Source organism: Flavobacterium pectinovorum (assembly GCF_022802975.1).
Taxonomy (GTDB): domain Bacteria; phylum Bacteroidota; class Bacteroidia; order Flavobacteriales; family Flavobacteriaceae; genus Flavobacterium; species Flavobacterium pectinovorum_B.
Genome location: NZ_JAFEVZ010000003.1, coordinates 446200 through 460787, shown reverse-complemented (window position 1 = coordinate 460787; position 14588 = coordinate 446200). Strand labels below are relative to the sequence as shown.

Sequence of the window (14588 nt, the reverse complement as noted above, 5' to 3'; positions counted from 1 at the left end):
ATATCTTACCTAAATTTGGGTTTTATTCTTTAAAATTATAAAAATGAATAAAACCCATTTTTTGTTTCTGCTGTTTTCTGTTTTGCTGACATCCTGTTTTCAGAAAAACGAAAATAATACCGAGCAAAAGCCCGGAAAAACCAATACTATTTCTATAATTATTGACGACCAGTTGTGGTATGGCGAAGTAGGTGACAGCATTCGAAATAAATTTGCTTCACCGGTTTTGGGTCTTACACAAGAAGAACCTTTGTTTACAATCAACCAATATCCGGCCAAACTGCTTGAAGGTTTTGTAACCGATAGTCGAAGTATTATTGTGGTAAAAAAATCTGCTACAGACAAATTTGAGGTTAAAACCAATATTAAAACTTTACCACACAATACTTTTCGAATTTACGGAAAATCAATTGAAGATATAATTTGCAGTATCGAAATGAATTCGCCTGAAATTATTAAGGCAATTCGTCAGACAGAAATTAAAAAACTGCAGCTGGATAACAGCAAATCACTTTTGAATCCTGCCATTATCAAAAACAAATTCCATATCGATTTGCAAATCCCAAAAGGATATGAATACATGCTGCATAAAAGAAACTTCATCTGGCTTAAAAAGGAAATTATTAGCGGTAACACAAGTCTGCTGATTTATCAGATTCCATTAAACAGACTAACGAAAAGCCAGAATGTTGTTGGTAACATTGTTCGAATGCGTGATTCGGTTGGGCATTATATCAAAGGACGGGAACCGGGGACTCAAATGATTACAGGCGAAGACTATGCACCTTATTTCTCGATTACAAGCTTAAACGGTAAGAAAACTTTTGAGACTAAAGGAACGTGGGAATTAAAAAACGATTTTATGACAGGACCTTTTATTAATTATGCTATTGTAGATGAAGCCTATAACCGAATTCTGGTAATTGAAGGATTTTGTTACTCGCCATCAAACCAGGAACGTGATTTAATGTTGGAATTAGAAGCTATTATAAAATCAGTGAAAGTCATTAAAAAATAAACAGGCTAAGAATTTAAGAATAGAATGGAAATAAAATGGAAAATAAAGCCTTTTGAGGCTTTAACAGTTCATGAGTTATATGATTTGCTGAAACTAAGAAGTGAGATCTTTGTAGTGGAGCAAAATTGCGTTTATTTGGATATTGACGGTAAAGACAAGAAAGGGTTGCACCTAATTGGTGAATATGACTCTAAAATCGTTGCTTATGTACGTTTGTTTGATGCCGGGATTAGTTTTGATAATGCCTCAATTGGCAGAGTTGCAGTAGATGCTAATTATCGTGACAGAAAATGGGGGCATGATTTAATGAGAGAAGCCATTGCTGCTATAAAGTCTCATTTTGGAAAAGATAAAATTACAATTGGAGCACAGTTATACCTTAAGAAATTCTACGAAAGTCACGGATTTGTTCAAACCAGCGAAATGTACTTAGAAGATGATATTCCGCATATAGAGATGCAGTTAAATTAAATTCTGGTTATCAAAAACTCTACCCTTCTGTCTAAATCATCCCCTTTTTTAAGTGGATATTTGTTTCCGCAGCCCTGGTAGGCCATACGGCTTTTGGATATTTTTTTTGATGACAAATAGAAAAACACTGTTTTGGCACGATTCCAGGAAAGCCTTCTTTCATTGGTTTCGTTGTCAATTCCGTCGGTATAAACTTCAGGAGTGCAGCAAACGTGCCCTCTGATTTCAAATTGGATGGATTTTTTATTCTGCAATATGATGGCTATTTTATCCAATTCTTTTTTGGAAACTGTTGTTAGTTTTGAACTTCCAATATCAAACAAAATATTTTCCAGAAAAACTTTATCCCCAACTTTTAACTCTCCTTGTAATGAATTACGGATTCCTTTTCCGTAGCTGTTTTTTTTAACGGCAATCAAATCGACCCTGCGGTTTTTGGTACGTGTTTCGTGTAAATTTTCAACGGTATCGCTCCTGATTATTATACGCCCTTTCCCTTCAAGAATGATTATTTTACTTTTGTTAAAGCCAGTTGAAACCAATAGTTGTTGTACGGTATTGACACGATCTTTTGATAAGCGGTAATTGTACTCATCTGTTCCGCGGTCATCACAATACCCGTAAATTTGTACTGATTCTATTTTTGTGGTGTCAATTTTTTTTGCAAAATCAGTAACGATTTTGATTTGCTGACTGCTTAGGATGTATTTGTCAAAATCAAAATAAATGGTTTCGATGGGGTTTTGCTGCGCCGATAAATTGTAAATAAATAACAGAAATAAGGAGCTACAAAGTTTCATTTTTTACATTTTTAAAATCGTTTTATACTCAGTTTGATTGTTTAAGACGGTTACGGCTTTTTTAATTTCTGAATTGTTTTTAATGTAATATTGATATAACCCTTCCTGATATTGGTATCTTTTGATGAGTTCTTCCAGAATCAGGTTTCTAATTTCTTTTTGGTTTTTGTCTAATAAAGTGGTTTCACTTTTTTCAAGTGCAGTTAATAGCTGCTTATATTCAAGTACAATTGCTTCGTCTATATGTTCGTTTTTGGCTGCTGCCAAAGTGTTTTTCAGTGCAATCTCTGTTTCTGTATCAAATGTGAATTTATTGGCTTTTAAATATTGTTTGAAAGCAGTGTAATCTGTATCAGTAAGTACAGGAATTTTATCTCCTAAATTTGGATTTTTATAATAGTAAGTTGTCGCATAATCAAAAATTCCGTCATTTTTTAATAACGCATTTGTAATCGGACTCATTTTGGCTTCATCCAATTCAATATCCGGTAAAACACCACCGCCATCATAAACCGTTCTGCCTTTTCGGGTTTTAAAAGCATTAAAATTTTTAGAATCGGTTTTTTGGGCTACTCCGTTTTTGTCTTTATGGGAATAATCTAATGCCTGAATACAGCGTCCCGAAGGGGTATAGTAACGTGAAATAGTCACCTTTAGTTGTGTTCCATAGGTTAATTCGACTGTGCGTTGTACCAAACCTTTTCCAAAACTACGGCTCCCTAAAACCACGGCACGATCCAAATCCTGCAAAGCCCCTGAAACAATTTCTGATGCAGAAGCACTTTTTCCGTTTACCAAAATAGCCAGCGGAATCTGAGTATCTATAGGTTCTTTAGTAGTTTTATAGGTGTTATTGTGTTTTTCAATTCGCGATTTTGTAGTTACAATTACTTCATTTTTTGGAACGAACAGATTACAAATGTCAATCGCTTCGTTTAATAAACCGCCCGGATTTCCTCTTAAATCCAAAACAATCTGTGTCGCTCCTTGAGTTTTAAGTTTTTCAAGGGCATCTTTGACTTCGACAGCAGCCTTTCGGCTAAAATGTGCCAAAACGATATACCCGGTTTTATCATCAATTTTTCCATAAAATGGAACCGATTTGATATCAACTTCATCCAAAACTAAATCAGTAGTATAGGTTTTATCCTGACGAAGGTATTTTATTTTGATCTTAGTGTTTTTTGTTCCTTTTAATAATTGTGAGGCATCATCCTTAAAATCAGCTATCAAAACATCTCCAATCTGAATAATTTCGTCGCCGGCTTTCAATCCTGCTTTATCCGCCGGATAATTTTTATAAGGTTCACGAACAATCAGGCGGTCTTTTTTACGGGCTATCATGGCACCAATTCCGGTATATTCTCCGGTATTATTGATTTTAAAATTTACAACATCCTGTTCGTTAAAGTAAACGGTGTAAGGATCCAAGCTTCCCAGCATGCTTTTAATCCCTTTATCCATCAAATCACCCGGATTGGTTTCATCGACATAATTGGTATTGACTGCTTTGAATAGGGTTGTAAAAATTTCTATCTGTTTGGCTATTTCAAAGAAATCATCTTTGAAACTGGTTCCAATAAATAAAAATCCTGCAGCAACGGCTGGTATAACGAACTTCTTTTTAAAATAAGGAGTCATATTTGTAAATTGTCTTTAAATTATAAAGTACTAAAATAAGAATTAATCATCAATTAAGACGATTCGTTGATGCGATTCTCAATATCATATATTGAAAAGAATTGATTACAAAGGATTTTATAATTCTGTTTTGTTTTCAGAATCGGTAGTTTTATTTATTTGCTGAAGAAATTTCTCAAACAACTGAATCGTTTTGGTATTGATTTCTTCGTAAGATAATTTGTCTTTTGTCTGATAAAAAAACATCACAGAATAGGGCTGCTGCACATTATTCCAAAGTAAATGTTTGTTCAGTCGATAGGTTTCTCTTAAAACTCTTTTGAAATAATTACGATCTACGGCTTTTTTGAAATACTTTTTAGAAACTGAAACTCCCATTTTAATTTTTTCTTCTGAATTTTCATCCGCCAGACAGTAAACCAAACGCAACGGATATTTAGAAACCGATTTTCCCTCAGAAAACAGTAATCCAATTGTGGTTTTGCTCTTTAAGCGTTCATTTTTAGGATAAGTAAAGTTCATTAATTCAGAAAAAATTTGCAATTTTAAAGGACAAAGGTACAATTAAACCATAAAAACGGTTATTGTTTTCAATTTTTATACCGCTAAAAATTTATTTATTACTTTTGGCCTTTAATTTTTTTAAGCATGCAAAAAATAATTTCATATCCAATCTCCGTAATTTATTATTTATGTTTTGGATTGTGTTTGCTGGTTTTTCACCCAATACAATGGATTTGCCTAAATGTTTTTGGTTATCAGGCTCATAAAGTTAGTGTTGATTATTTGAACTTTTTCCTTTTAAGATGTACAAATCTTGTGGGAACAACCTATACAATCGAAAATAGAGAGACAATTCCCACGGGAGTTCCTTTGATTTTTGTGTCGAATCACCAAAGTATGTATGATATCGTCGCAATGATTTGGTACTTTAGACGTTTTCATTGTAAATTTGTAAGTAAGAAGGAGTTAGGCAGCGGTATCCCGAGTGTGTCTTATAATTTACGGCACGGAGGTTCAGTGCTAATTGACCGAAAAGACCCTAAACAAGCGATTCCGGTAATCAAAGGCTTGTCTGAATATATTGAAAAAAACACCAGATCTGCTGTGATTTTTCCTGAAGGAACCAGAAGCAAAACAGGAAAACCGAAAGAATTTGCTCAAAGCGGATTAAAAATCCTTTGTAAATATGCACCTTCAGCTTATGTTGTGCCAGTGAGCATCAACAATTCATGGAAAATGGTAAAATATGGTTTTTTCCCTGTTGGTTTAGGAAATCATCTTACCTTTACCGCGCATAAAGCAATGGCCGTTAAGGATTATGATTTTGCCGAGTTAATGAAATTGACCGAGAAGGCAGTTGTTGAAGGAGTAAACGAGTATAAATAGATTTTTGATTTCAGAAAAAAATTGAAACAAAAATCCCAATCTTAAATAAGTAATGTCTATAAAAAACATTAGATTAGAAGTGATGCAGTTTTTGGAAAAAAACGTGGATAGCTTCGTAGATCAGTATTTAATTCCAGTAGAAAAGATTTGGCAGCCGTCAGATTTTCTGCCTAATTCTGAAGGAGATAACTTCTTTGAGGAGGTTAGAGAACTACGTGAAATTGCCAAAGAATTACCATACGATTTCTGGGTAACTTTAGTAGGTGATACGATTACTGAAGAAGCTTTACCAACTTACGAATCCTGGCTGATGGATGTTGAAGGAGTAAATCAGGTCGAAAACGGTGGAAATGGCTGGTCAAAATGGATCCGTCAATGGACAGGTGAAGAAAACCGTCACGGAGATTTACTAAATAAATATTTGTATTTGTCCGGTCGTGTAAACATGCGTGAAATCGAAATAACAACACAGCATTTAATCAACGACGGCTTTGATATCGGAACGGGATCTGATCCGTACAAGAATTTTGTATATACCAGTTTTCAGGAATTAGCAACGTATGTTTCGCACAATAGAGTAGCTCAGATGGCTAAAAAATTTGGTGATAATAAGTTGTCTAAAATGTGTAAAATGATTGCAGGTGACGAAATGCGTCATCATCATGCGTATAGCGAATTTGTAACGAGAATTTTTCAGGTTGATCCAAGTGAAATGATGCTGGCGTTTCAATACATGATGAAACAAAAAATCGTTATGCCGGCACACTTCTTAAGAGAGTCTGGTCAAAAGATCAGTACAGCTTTCGAACAGTTTTCAGATTCTGCACAGCGTATTGGAGTTTATACTGCTAACGATTATGTTGACATCATGCAAAAATTAATTGATAAGTGGGAGATTGATAAGATTTCTAACTTAACAGATGAGGCAGAAAAAGCCCGTGATTATTTGATGAAATTACCGGCTCGTATGGCGAAAATATCAGAGAGAATCGTGATTCCAAAAGAGTCTCATATTTTTAAATGGGTAGAGCCGGCGAGATTGTAAATAATTTTAGATTTCAGAATTTAGATTGTAGATTTTTACAAATGCAACTTTATTGCGTTTTTTAAAACAGACTAAACAGATGTTGATTGTTGAGGTTTTTAAATCTTTGACAATCAACATTTTTTAATATTTTAGATCTCCATTTTTTTTAAAAATACTTTAAATTCTAAAGTAAATCTGATAATTTAAATAACAGTATTAAAATAGTAAAGCATACTAATAGGCAATAAAATAATATGAATAATTCTGATTTGATAAACAAAACAATAGCTTTTGTAAAAGAAAAATTAAACGATGCTGAAGGTGGACACGATTGGTTTCATATCGAGAGAGTTTATAAAAATGCGTTATTGATTGCCGGAAGCAGCGATTGCGATTTAACAGTAGTTCAATTAGGAGCCTTGCTTCATGATATTGCCGACAGTAAATTTCATAATGGTGACGAAACCATTGGGCCCAGAACAGCACGTTTGTTTTTAGAGTCTGAAAATGTTTCTGAGGACATTATTCAGCATGTTGTCAAAATCATTGAAAACATCTCGTATAAAGGCGGAAATTTCGAGAAGAAGTTTTCTTCTGTTGAACTGGATATCGTTCAGGATGCAGATCGTCTGGATGCCATTGGGGCAATTGGCGTAGCAAGAGCTTTCAATTATGGCGGATTTAAAAACAGGGCTTTGCACAATCCTGAAATTACGCCGGTAACTAACATGACTAAAGAAGAGTACAAAAAGAATAATGCGCCCACGATAAATCATTTTTACGAAAAGCTTTTGCTTTTAAAAGACAAAATGAATACCCAAACCGGAAGACAACTTGCTGAGGAAAGGCACCGTTTTATGGAAAGTTTCCTGGCACAGTTTTATGCTGAGTGGGAGGGAATTAAGTAAGTTTTATTTCGCAAAGATTCACTAAATAAGCACAAAGATTCGCAAAGGAATTTTAAATAACTTTGCGAATCTTTGTGCTTTTTATTTGAGTAACTCTGTTTAATAAAAATTAACTGCAGCCGCAATTCCCGTCGCCACAGTCCTTTTTCTTCTTTGATTTAAAAAAATATTTTTTAATCAAAAAAGCAACTGCAAAACCTAATATGGCAAAAGCAATAATTTCCTGAATCATGACTTATTATTTTAATATTTGATAGGCAATTAAGGCGGTTAAATAGGCTAATGCACTCATAAAGCCCAATTGCATGGCCGGCCATTTCCACGAGTTTGTTTCTTTTTTTGTGATAGCCAATGTACTTGCACATTGCATAGCGAAGGCATAAAAAAGCAATAACGAAATTCCGGTGGCAAAATTAAAGACTTTTTCTCCTGTATCAGAATGAACTTCTGCCTGCATTTTGCTTTTTATGGTAGCTTCGTTCTCACTGTCACCAACACTGTAAATGGTGGCAAGAGTTCCAACGAAAACCTCACGAGCCGCAAACGAACTAATTAAGGCAATTCCAATTTTCCAGTCGTAGCCCAAAGGTTCAATCGCCGGTTCAATGGCGTGTCCCATTAATCCGATATAGGAATTCTCTAATTTTTGAGAAGCCACTTCGTTTTCAAACTGAGTTTTGTCTAACGTTGTGTTTGCAAATCTTTCTTTTACAATAGCTTCAGCTTCGTTAAAATCTTTTCCGGGGCCGTATGAGGCTAAAAACCATAAAATAATAGATATGGCAAGAATGATTTTACCGGCACCAACAATGAAAGCTTTGGTTTTTTCCACAACATTGATTCCAACGTTTTTAAAAAGGGGTAATTTATAACCTGGCATTTCGACAACGAAATACGTTTTGGATTCCAGTTTTAGAACTTTATTTAAAATATAGGCGGATAGAATAGCTGCAAAAAAGCCTAAAACATAAAGTGCCATTAGGGTTAATCCCTGAACATTCAAAACGCCGAAAACACGCTTACTTGGAATTACCAGTGAAATGATAATCGCATAAACCGGTAATCTTGCTGAACAAGTGGTAAAAGGAGTAACCAAAATGGTAATCAGACGTTCTTTCCAGTTTTCAATATTTCGGGTAGCCATAATTGCCGGAATAGCACAGGCTGTTCCTGAAATCAAAGGCACGACACTTTTTCCGGAAAGGCCGAATCGGCGCATTATTTTGTCCATCAGAAATACAACACGGCTCATATAACCACTTTCTTCTAAAATTGAAATGAACAAGAATAGGAAAGCAATTTGCGGTATGAAAATAATAACTCCGCCAATTCCCGGAATAATTCCCTGTGAAAGCAAATCGGTTAAAATACCGCTTGGCAGTTCTTCGGCAACCCAACTGCTTAAAGAAGCAAATGTGCTGTCAATAAAATCCATCGGGATTGTTGACCAGCTAAATATCGATTGGAATATTAGGAATAAAATCGCAAAGAAAATCGCATAACCCCACACTTTATGGGTTAATACACGATCTAGTTTTGCCCTGATGTCTTTTGCTATCGAAGGATCGACTTTTAAACCTTCTTTCAAAACATCATTTATAAACTGATAACGTTTGATGGTTTCTTTTTGCTGAAGACGTTTTAATTCTGAATGTGATTTTGTGAAAGTGTTTCGAACTTCATTTCTATCCAAATTCGAAAAATTTACATCCTGAGTAATAACCAGCCACAATTTGTATAATAACTGATTCGGAAAAGCATGCTGTAATTTTTCAAAATACTCATTATCAATAACTGAAGCATTTAAACAAGGTTCATGCGGAACTGTTTTATAGGAAACAATTAGTTCTTTTAATGCATCAATTCCTAAACCTTTTCGGGAACTCACTAATGCAATTTTGGTTTTCAGTTTTTCTTCTAAATACGGAATATCCAGAGTTATTCCTTTACGTTCCATACGATCCGACATATTGATGACTAAGATTGTTGGAATTTCAAGATCTTTTATCTGAGTGTAAATCAGTAAATTTCGTTTCAGGTTTTCAACATCTGTTACGACTACTGCAACATCCGGATATAACTTATCGTTTTTGTTCAGCAAAAGTTCAATCACCACGCTTTCGTCCATTGAACTGGCATTCAGACTGTACGTTCCCGGTAAATCCAGAATGTTAGCTTTGATGTTGTGAGGAAGTTTGCAGAAACCCATTTTTTTCTCAACCGTAATTCCGGGATAATTCCCCACCTGTTGATTTAAACCCGTAAGCTGATTAAAAACGGAAGTCTTTCCTGTGTTTGGATTCCCGATAAGGGCAACATTGATATTTTGAACGCTCATTATAAATTGTTTTGGATAAGTTCAACTTCAATTTCACGAGCCGTTTCAATGCGGATGGCCACATGTGAGCCATTAATGTCTAAATATAAGGGGTCTCCAAAAGGAGCAATTTGAAGTAATTCGACCAAGCTGCCCGGCAAACAACCCATCTCTAATAATTTTAAAGGAATCAAATCGATATCAAAATCTTTGATAATGGCTTTCTCGCCTTTTTTTAGGGTGTGGATAGTGTTTTGCAAGCTTATTTAGATTGAATTTAGATTGCAAAAATAGGCAATTATTCTTTATTTAAAGGTATTTAACACTTATACAAATGCTAAATGTTTCTAAAAATAAGGGTTTTTTAGTCGAATGTTGCAATTTAAAGCAGGTGTCAAGCTGAGTCCATTCGACTTCGCTAAGGATAAACTTAAGTCGAAGCCCGTTTTGTTACAAGCCTTCGACTCCGCTCAGGATGACATTGGTTTTTAAAAGTACGAAAGAGGTGTTATTTAAAATTTCCACTTTGAATTAACCATTAATTTTATGTAGAACTATGGTTTCATTCTTTACAAAGAAAATCAATGTCTTCTAAAAGACGTTTTATATCTTCTTTGTCAGTTCCGTCATAAAATCCACGGACACGACGTTTTTGATCCACTAAAACAAAATTCTCTGTATGCACCATATCATAAAGCTGGTCCGGCCTTCCTAATTTTACTGCCAGATAAGATTTTCTGGCCATCGTATAAATCTCTTTTTTATCGCCGGTAACCAGATTCCATTTGCTGTCAACCACTCCATGTTTTATAGCATAAGCTTTTAAAACCGGAATACTGTCAGTTTCAGGAAAAACGGTGTGAGAAAGCAGCATTACTTTCGGATTATTTAAAATCGCTTTCTGAACATCAGCCAGATTGGTCGTCATTTTTGGGCAGATGGATCCACAGGTTGTAAAGAAGAAATCGGCAACATAAATTTTTCCTTCGTAATTCTTCTGAGTTATTGTGTCACCATTTTGGTTTACAAATGAAAAATCAGCGATCGTATGGTATTTACTTTTATACTGAACGGTACTGTCAACCAATTCCTGATTTACATCCGCCGGATTATAAATAGGCAATGTTTTTTGAGGTTTTAAAGCAAAGTAGAATAAAGTTATAGTGATAGCCGAAAATACAATTAAAACAATAAAGAACTTTCTGTATTTGTAAAGAAGCGATTTCATAAAAAAAATTTGGCGTAAAAATACAAAAAGGGCTTTTTAAAATGTTTAGTTATACTTTTTTTTAACAACTAATAAAAAAAGAGACCTGATTTAATTAAAAAATAATGATTAGTAAATTATTAGGTAAATTTTTAACATAGCGAATCAAATTTTAGCAATACGTTTGCATAAACTCTAAAAAGTTAAATATAAATGAAAAAAGTGCTTACTACACCTGTTTTTTATGCTTTTTCTGCAATGCTTTCGTTTGCAGCGGCAGAAGCACAAAACACAACACCAAAAGAACCCGGGATTAATGTTTCTTTCATGAAAAAAGAGATTAGCCCAAAAGAAGATTTCTTCCAATATGTAAATGGAACCTGGCTGGATAAAACTGAAATTCCGGGTGATCGAAATGCATGGGGAAGTTTTAATGAATTGCGTCAGAAAACAGATGATAATTCATTAGCAATCTTAAAAGAAGCTTCGAAAAATCCAAAGTATAAATCAAACACAGATCAGGGTAAAGCCATTGCGTTATTCAATACCATCTTAGATACTGTTGGGAGGAATAAAAGAGGCATTACACCGCTTAAGCCTTATTTGAAGAAAATCGATGCTATTAAAAATGTAGCCGATTTACAAAATTACCTAATCGAAATGCAGTCTCAGGGAGGAGCCGGTTTCTTTGGGATTTATGTGGGAGCTGATGCCAAAAACAGTAATAAAAATTCGGTTACCTTAAACCCAGGTGGTTTAGGATTGTCTGATAAAGATTATTACAATTCTGATGACAAAGATTCAAAAGAAAAACGTGAAAAATATGAGATTCACGTTGCCCGAATGCTTCAGTTTATTGGTGAATCTCCGGCTAAAGCCAAAGAAAGTGCCAAACAAATCCTGGCTTTAGAAATTGAAATGTCTGCACCAAGATTGGATCGTGTTGAACGCAGAGACCGTAGAAAACAATACAATCCAACAGCTGTTGCTGATTTGAAAAAAAGCACACCATCAATTCAATGGGATAAATATTTTGCGGGAATAGGTATGGCAAAACTGGATACCGTGAATATAGCGCAGCCTCGTTATATGATTGCTCTAGAAAAAACTTTTACCGAAAAGAAAGTTGAGGCATGGAAAGAATATCTAAAATGGTTTGCTTTAAACAAAGCAGCTTCAACGTTGAGTACCGATATTGAAAATGCAAATTTTGATTTTTACGGAAAAACATTAACCGGTGCTTTAAAACAGCGTCCGCGTGAAGAAGTTGCTTTGCAGGTAATTAATGGTGCTACCGGAGAAGCTTTAGGGAAATTGTATGTAGAGAAATTATTCCCGGCTGAAGCCAAAGAAAAAGCCAAGAACATGATTGCAAATGTGATGTTGGCGTATGAAAACAGAATTAATGCCTTACCATGGATGTCTGAAGCTACAAAAGTAAAAGCAATTGAAAAACTTAAGAAATTGACAGTTAAAATTGGCTATCCTGATAAGTGGAAAGACTATTCGAAATTAGAACTTAAAAATGTTGTTGAGGGCGGAACTTATTTTGATAATATGAAAAACTTAGCAAAATGGTCGTACTCACAAAACCTTGCGAAACTTGGAAAACCTGTTGACAAAACAGAGTGGGGAATGTCGCCACAAACGGTAAACGCTTATTTTAATCCGTCTTATAATGAAATTGTATTCCCAGCGGCTATTTTACAGCCTCCGTTTTATAATTATCAGGCTGACGAAGCTGTAAATTACGGTGGAATTGGAGCTGTTATCGGTCATGAAATCTCACACGGATTTGATGATTCGGGAGCACGTTTCAATGCAGATGGAAATCTTGTTGACTGGTGGACAGCTGATGATTTAAAACAATTTACAGCTCTTGGCGGTGCCTTGGCAGATCAATACAGTGCATTAGAACCTTTACCGGGAATTCATGTAGACGGTAAATTCACTTTAGGAGAAAATATCGGTGATTTAGGTGGAATCAATGCTGCCTATGATGGTTTGCAATTGTATTTGAAAGCAAATGGAAATCCGGGATTAATTGACGGTTTTACACCTGAACAGCGTTTCTTTATTTCATGGGCAACTGTTTGGAGAACAAAATCAAGAGATGAGGCTATAAAAAGTCAGGTAAAAACAGATCCGCATTCTCCGGGAATGTACAGAGCTTATGTTCCAATTCAGAATGTTGATGCTTTTTATGATGCTTTTGATATTAAAAAAGGAGACAAAATGTATGTTGAACCAGAGAAGAGAGTTAAAATCTGGTAAGAGAATAATGTATATGAAAACGGCGCTGAATCTCAGCGCCGTTTTTGTTTGTAATTATTTCAAATGACTGTAAATATAAGTTTCCAATCCTTTTAATTCTTCATCAGACATTGCCTGCGTTACAGGAAAATTGGTTTTCATCACAGCAAACTGGCTCGGGTCTACAATTGGTTCTCCATTTCCTTTCAGGAAAGTAACCATGTCTCCTTTTTTGTCTTTGTATATTTTGGCGATTTCCTGAATGCTAGGGCCGATTATTTTTTGATCCACCTGATGGCAGGAAATGCAATTTCCTTTTCCTTCAAAAATTTCTTTTCCTAAATCTTCCGGAGTTTTAATTTGCGCAGATTCTCCTTCAGTAAAAGTTTCCGTTGTGTTTTCTGTTGGTTTTCCAAATGACTCCTGGCTTTCTTTTTTGCAGGAAATAAAAGTTAAAACGGCCGCTAAAAATAATAGTTTTTTCATTCTTATTTATTTAAAATTACAGCAGCTTCTTTAGCAAAATAAGTTGAGATAATATTCGCTCCTGCACGCTTAATGCAATAAAGTTGCTCTATCATGATTTTGTCGTGATCCAGCCACCCTTTTTCTGCTGCGGCCTTTACCATAGCGTACTCACCAGATACCTGATAAACCGCAACCGGTACATGAACGGCATTTTTTACCTCGCGAACAATGTCCAGATACGCCATTCCCGGTTTTACCATTACGATGTCTGCGCCCTCTTCAACATCCAATAATGCTTCACGAATTCCTTCAATTCGGTTGGCATAATCCATCTGATAAGTCTTCTTGTCTTTTGGTATATTTTGAGAATCTACCGGAGCAGAATCCAATGCATCTCGAAATGGTCCGTAAAATGCTGAAGCATATTTGGCGCTGTAACTCATAATCCCCACGTTATGGTGACCATTTTCTTCTAAAGCTTTTCGGATAGCCAAAACTCTTCCGTCCATCATGTCGCTTGGTGCTACAAAATCGGCTCCGGCTTCTGCGTGACTTAGGCTCATTCGCGTTAACGCGTCAACCGTAGCATCGTTTATTAATTGTCCGTTTTCAATAATTCCGTCATGTCCGTAAATGGAATAAGGGTCTAAAGCCACATCCGGCATTACAATCATTTCAGGAACTGCATCCTTAATAGCACGAATCGTTTGCTGCATTAAGCCATCTTTATTCCAGGCTTCAACACCTTTATTGTCTTTAAGGCTGTCGCTTACTTTTACATAAATATTCACCGCTTTGATTCCTAAATCCCAGGCTTCTTTTACTTCTTTGATCGTATTGTCTAAAGAGTGACGATAAATTCCGGGCATAGACGGAATGGCGACTTTTACATCTTTTCCTTCTGCCACAAACATCGGAAGCATAAAATCCTGTGGACTTAAACTGGTTTCGCGAACTAAAGAACGAATAGATTCATTGGTTCTTAAACGGCGGTTTCTTTGTAATGGGAACATAGAGTGTTTTTTTATAAAATTTAAAAGGAATATTTCTCTGTAAAGAGTTCATATTCATTATTAAAGTAAAATTAAA

The 14588-nt window shown here is 35.3% G+C and carries 15 protein-coding genes; 6 read left to right on the top strand and 9 right to left on the bottom strand.

The window, feature by feature from the left end:
• Window positions 1-43: 43 nt before the first annotated feature.
• Both FLV_RS06910 and FLV_RS06905 read left to right on the top strand, forming a co-directional pair.
• The gene (locus tag FLV_RS06910; RefSeq protein ID WP_243232201.1) at window positions 44-1018 is read left to right on the top strand and encodes a DUF4837 family protein; all 975 of its coding nucleotides are present in this window, start codon (window positions 44-46) and stop codon (window positions 1016-1018) included.
• Between the two features lie 24 nt (window positions 1019-1042).
• The gene (locus FLV_RS06905; RefSeq protein ID WP_243232199.1) at window positions 1043-1489 is read left to right on the top strand and encodes a GNAT family N-acetyltransferase; all 447 of its coding nucleotides are present in this window, start codon (window positions 1043-1045) and stop codon (window positions 1487-1489) included.
• On the opposite strand, the gene FLV_RS06900 is transcribed toward FLV_RS06905, so the two are convergent.
• The 3 genes from FLV_RS06900 to rnpA form a co-directional block, all read right to left on the bottom strand.
• Window positions 1486-2289: an OmpA family protein gene (locus tag FLV_RS06900; protein WP_243232196.1), complete on the bottom strand. Its 804-nt coding sequence runs from the start codon at window positions 2287-2289 to the stop codon at window positions 1486-1488. The two genes, FLV_RS06905 and FLV_RS06900, sit on opposite strands and share 4 nt — an antisense overlap.
• Before the next feature lie 3 nt (window positions 2290-2292).
• Window positions 2293-3930: a S41 family peptidase gene (locus tag FLV_RS06895; protein ID WP_243232194.1), complete on the bottom strand. Its 1638-nt coding sequence runs from the start codon at window positions 3928-3930 to the stop codon at window positions 2293-2295.
• A 117-nt stretch (window positions 3931-4047) separates the two neighbouring features.
• Window positions 4048-4452: a ribonuclease P protein component gene (rnpA, locus tag FLV_RS06890; RefSeq protein ID WP_243232192.1), complete on the bottom strand. Its 405-nt coding sequence runs from the start codon at window positions 4450-4452 to the stop codon at window positions 4048-4050.
• 126 nt (window positions 4453-4578) lie between these two features.
• Between rnpA and FLV_RS06885 the strand changes: the two genes are divergently transcribed.
• From FLV_RS06885 to FLV_RS06875, 3 genes are all read left to right on the top strand, one after another.
• Window positions 4579-5319 carry a lysophospholipid acyltransferase family protein gene (locus tag FLV_RS06885; protein WP_243232188.1) on the top strand — a complete coding sequence of 247 codons (741 nt, stop codon included), beginning with the start codon at window positions 4579-4581 and terminating at the stop codon, window positions 5317-5319.
• A gap of 52 nt (window positions 5320-5371) precedes the next feature.
• Entirely contained in the window at window positions 5372-6364 is a 993-nt protein-coding gene (locus FLV_RS06880; RefSeq protein WP_243232185.1) for an acyl-ACP desaturase, read from the top strand.
• A gap of 236 nt (window positions 6365-6600) precedes the next feature.
• Complete coding sequence (locus tag FLV_RS06875; protein WP_243232182.1) at window positions 6601-7254, top strand: HD domain-containing protein; 654 nt, start codon at window positions 6601-6603, stop codon at window positions 7252-7254.
• Window positions 7255-7363: 109 nt separating this feature from the next.
• Here FLV_RS06875 and FLV_RS06870 read toward each other — a convergent pair whose 3' ends face one another.
• From FLV_RS06870 to FLV_RS06855, 4 genes are all read right to left on the bottom strand, one after another.
• Window positions 7364-7486 (bottom strand): FeoB-associated Cys-rich membrane protein, encoded by a 123-nt coding sequence (locus FLV_RS06870; protein WP_243232179.1) that lies wholly within the window; start codon window positions 7484-7486, stop codon window positions 7364-7366.
• Window positions 7487-7492: 6 nt separating this feature from the next.
• Complete coding sequence (gene feoB, locus FLV_RS06865; protein WP_243232177.1) at window positions 7493-9592, bottom strand: ferrous iron transport protein B; 2100 nt, start codon at window positions 9590-9592, stop codon at window positions 7493-7495.
• Complete coding sequence (locus FLV_RS06860; protein ID WP_243232176.1) at window positions 9592-9831, bottom strand: ferrous iron transport protein A; 240 nt, start codon at window positions 9829-9831, stop codon at window positions 9592-9594. The genes feoB and FLV_RS06860 overlap by 1 nt, the downstream gene beginning before the upstream one ends.
• 302 nt (window positions 9832-10133) lie before the next feature.
• Window positions 10134-10799 (bottom strand): SCO family protein, encoded by a 666-nt coding sequence (locus tag FLV_RS06855; RefSeq protein ID WP_243232174.1) that lies wholly within the window; start codon window positions 10797-10799, stop codon window positions 10134-10136.
• Window positions 10800-10991: 192 nt separating this feature from the next.
• Here FLV_RS06855 and FLV_RS06850 point away from each other — a divergent pair, with 192 nt between their 5' ends.
• Window positions 10992-13052 carry a M13 family metallopeptidase gene (locus tag FLV_RS06850; protein WP_243232172.1) on the top strand — a complete coding sequence of 687 codons (2061 nt, stop codon included), beginning with the start codon at window positions 10992-10994 and terminating at the stop codon, window positions 13050-13052.
• Window positions 13053-13106: 54 nt separating this feature from the next.
• Here FLV_RS06850 and FLV_RS06845 read toward each other — a convergent pair whose 3' ends face one another.
• Together FLV_RS06845 and hemB are read right to left on the bottom strand one after the other, a co-directional pair.
• A complete protein-coding gene (locus FLV_RS06845) occupies window positions 13107-13517 on the bottom strand; it encodes a c-type cytochrome (RefSeq protein ID WP_243232171.1) in 411 nt (136 codons plus the stop codon).
• Window positions 13518-13519: 2 nt separating this feature from the next.
• Window positions 13520-14512 (bottom strand): porphobilinogen synthase, encoded by a 993-nt coding sequence (gene hemB, locus FLV_RS06840; protein WP_243232169.1) that lies wholly within the window; start codon window positions 14510-14512, stop codon window positions 13520-13522.
• Window positions 14513-14588: the final 76 nt, after the last annotated feature.

Coding starts and splice junctions, on each gene's coding strand:
- FLV_RS06885 (WP_243232188.1), top strand. CDS start 4,579: ATGCAAAAAATAATTTCATATCCAATCTCCGTAATTTATTATTTATGT.
- FLV_RS06855 (WP_243232174.1), bottom strand. CDS start 10,799: ATGAAATCGCTTCTTTACAAATACAGAAAGTTCTTTATTGTTTTAATT.
- rnpA (WP_243232192.1), bottom strand. CDS start 4,452: ATGAACTTTACTTATCCTAAAAATGAACGCTTAAAGAGCAAAACCACA.
- FLV_RS06845 (WP_243232171.1), bottom strand. CDS start 13,517: ATGAAAAAACTATTATTTTTAGCGGCCGTTTTAACTTTTATTTCCTGC.
- FLV_RS06900 (WP_243232196.1), bottom strand. CDS start 2,289: ATGAAACTTTGTAGCTCCTTATTTCTGTTATTTATTTACAATTTATCG.
- FLV_RS06880 (WP_243232185.1), top strand. CDS start 5,372: ATGTCTATAAAAAACATTAGATTAGAAGTGATGCAGTTTTTGGAAAAA.
- FLV_RS06905 (WP_243232199.1), top strand. CDS start 1,043: ATGGAAATAAAATGGAAAATAAAGCCTTTTGAGGCTTTAACAGTTCAT.
- FLV_RS06875 (WP_243232182.1), top strand. CDS start 6,601: ATGAATAATTCTGATTTGATAAACAAAACAATAGCTTTTGTAAAAGAA.
- FLV_RS06910 (WP_243232201.1), top strand. CDS start 44: ATGAATAAAACCCATTTTTTGTTTCTGCTGTTTTCTGTTTTGCTGACA.
- feoB (WP_243232177.1), bottom strand. CDS start 9,592: ATGAGCGTTCAAAATATCAATGTTGCCCTTATCGGGAATCCAAACACA.
- hemB (WP_243232169.1), bottom strand. CDS start 14,512: ATGTTCCCATTACAAAGAAACCGCCGTTTAAGAACCAATGAATCTATT.
- FLV_RS06850 (WP_243232172.1), top strand. CDS start 10,992: ATGAAAAAAGTGCTTACTACACCTGTTTTTTATGCTTTTTCTGCAATG.
- FLV_RS06870 (WP_243232179.1), bottom strand. CDS start 7,486: ATGATTCAGGAAATTATTGCTTTTGCCATATTAGGTTTTGCAGTTGCT.
- FLV_RS06895 (WP_243232194.1), bottom strand. CDS start 3,930: ATGACTCCTTATTTTAAAAAGAAGTTCGTTATACCAGCCGTTGCTGCA.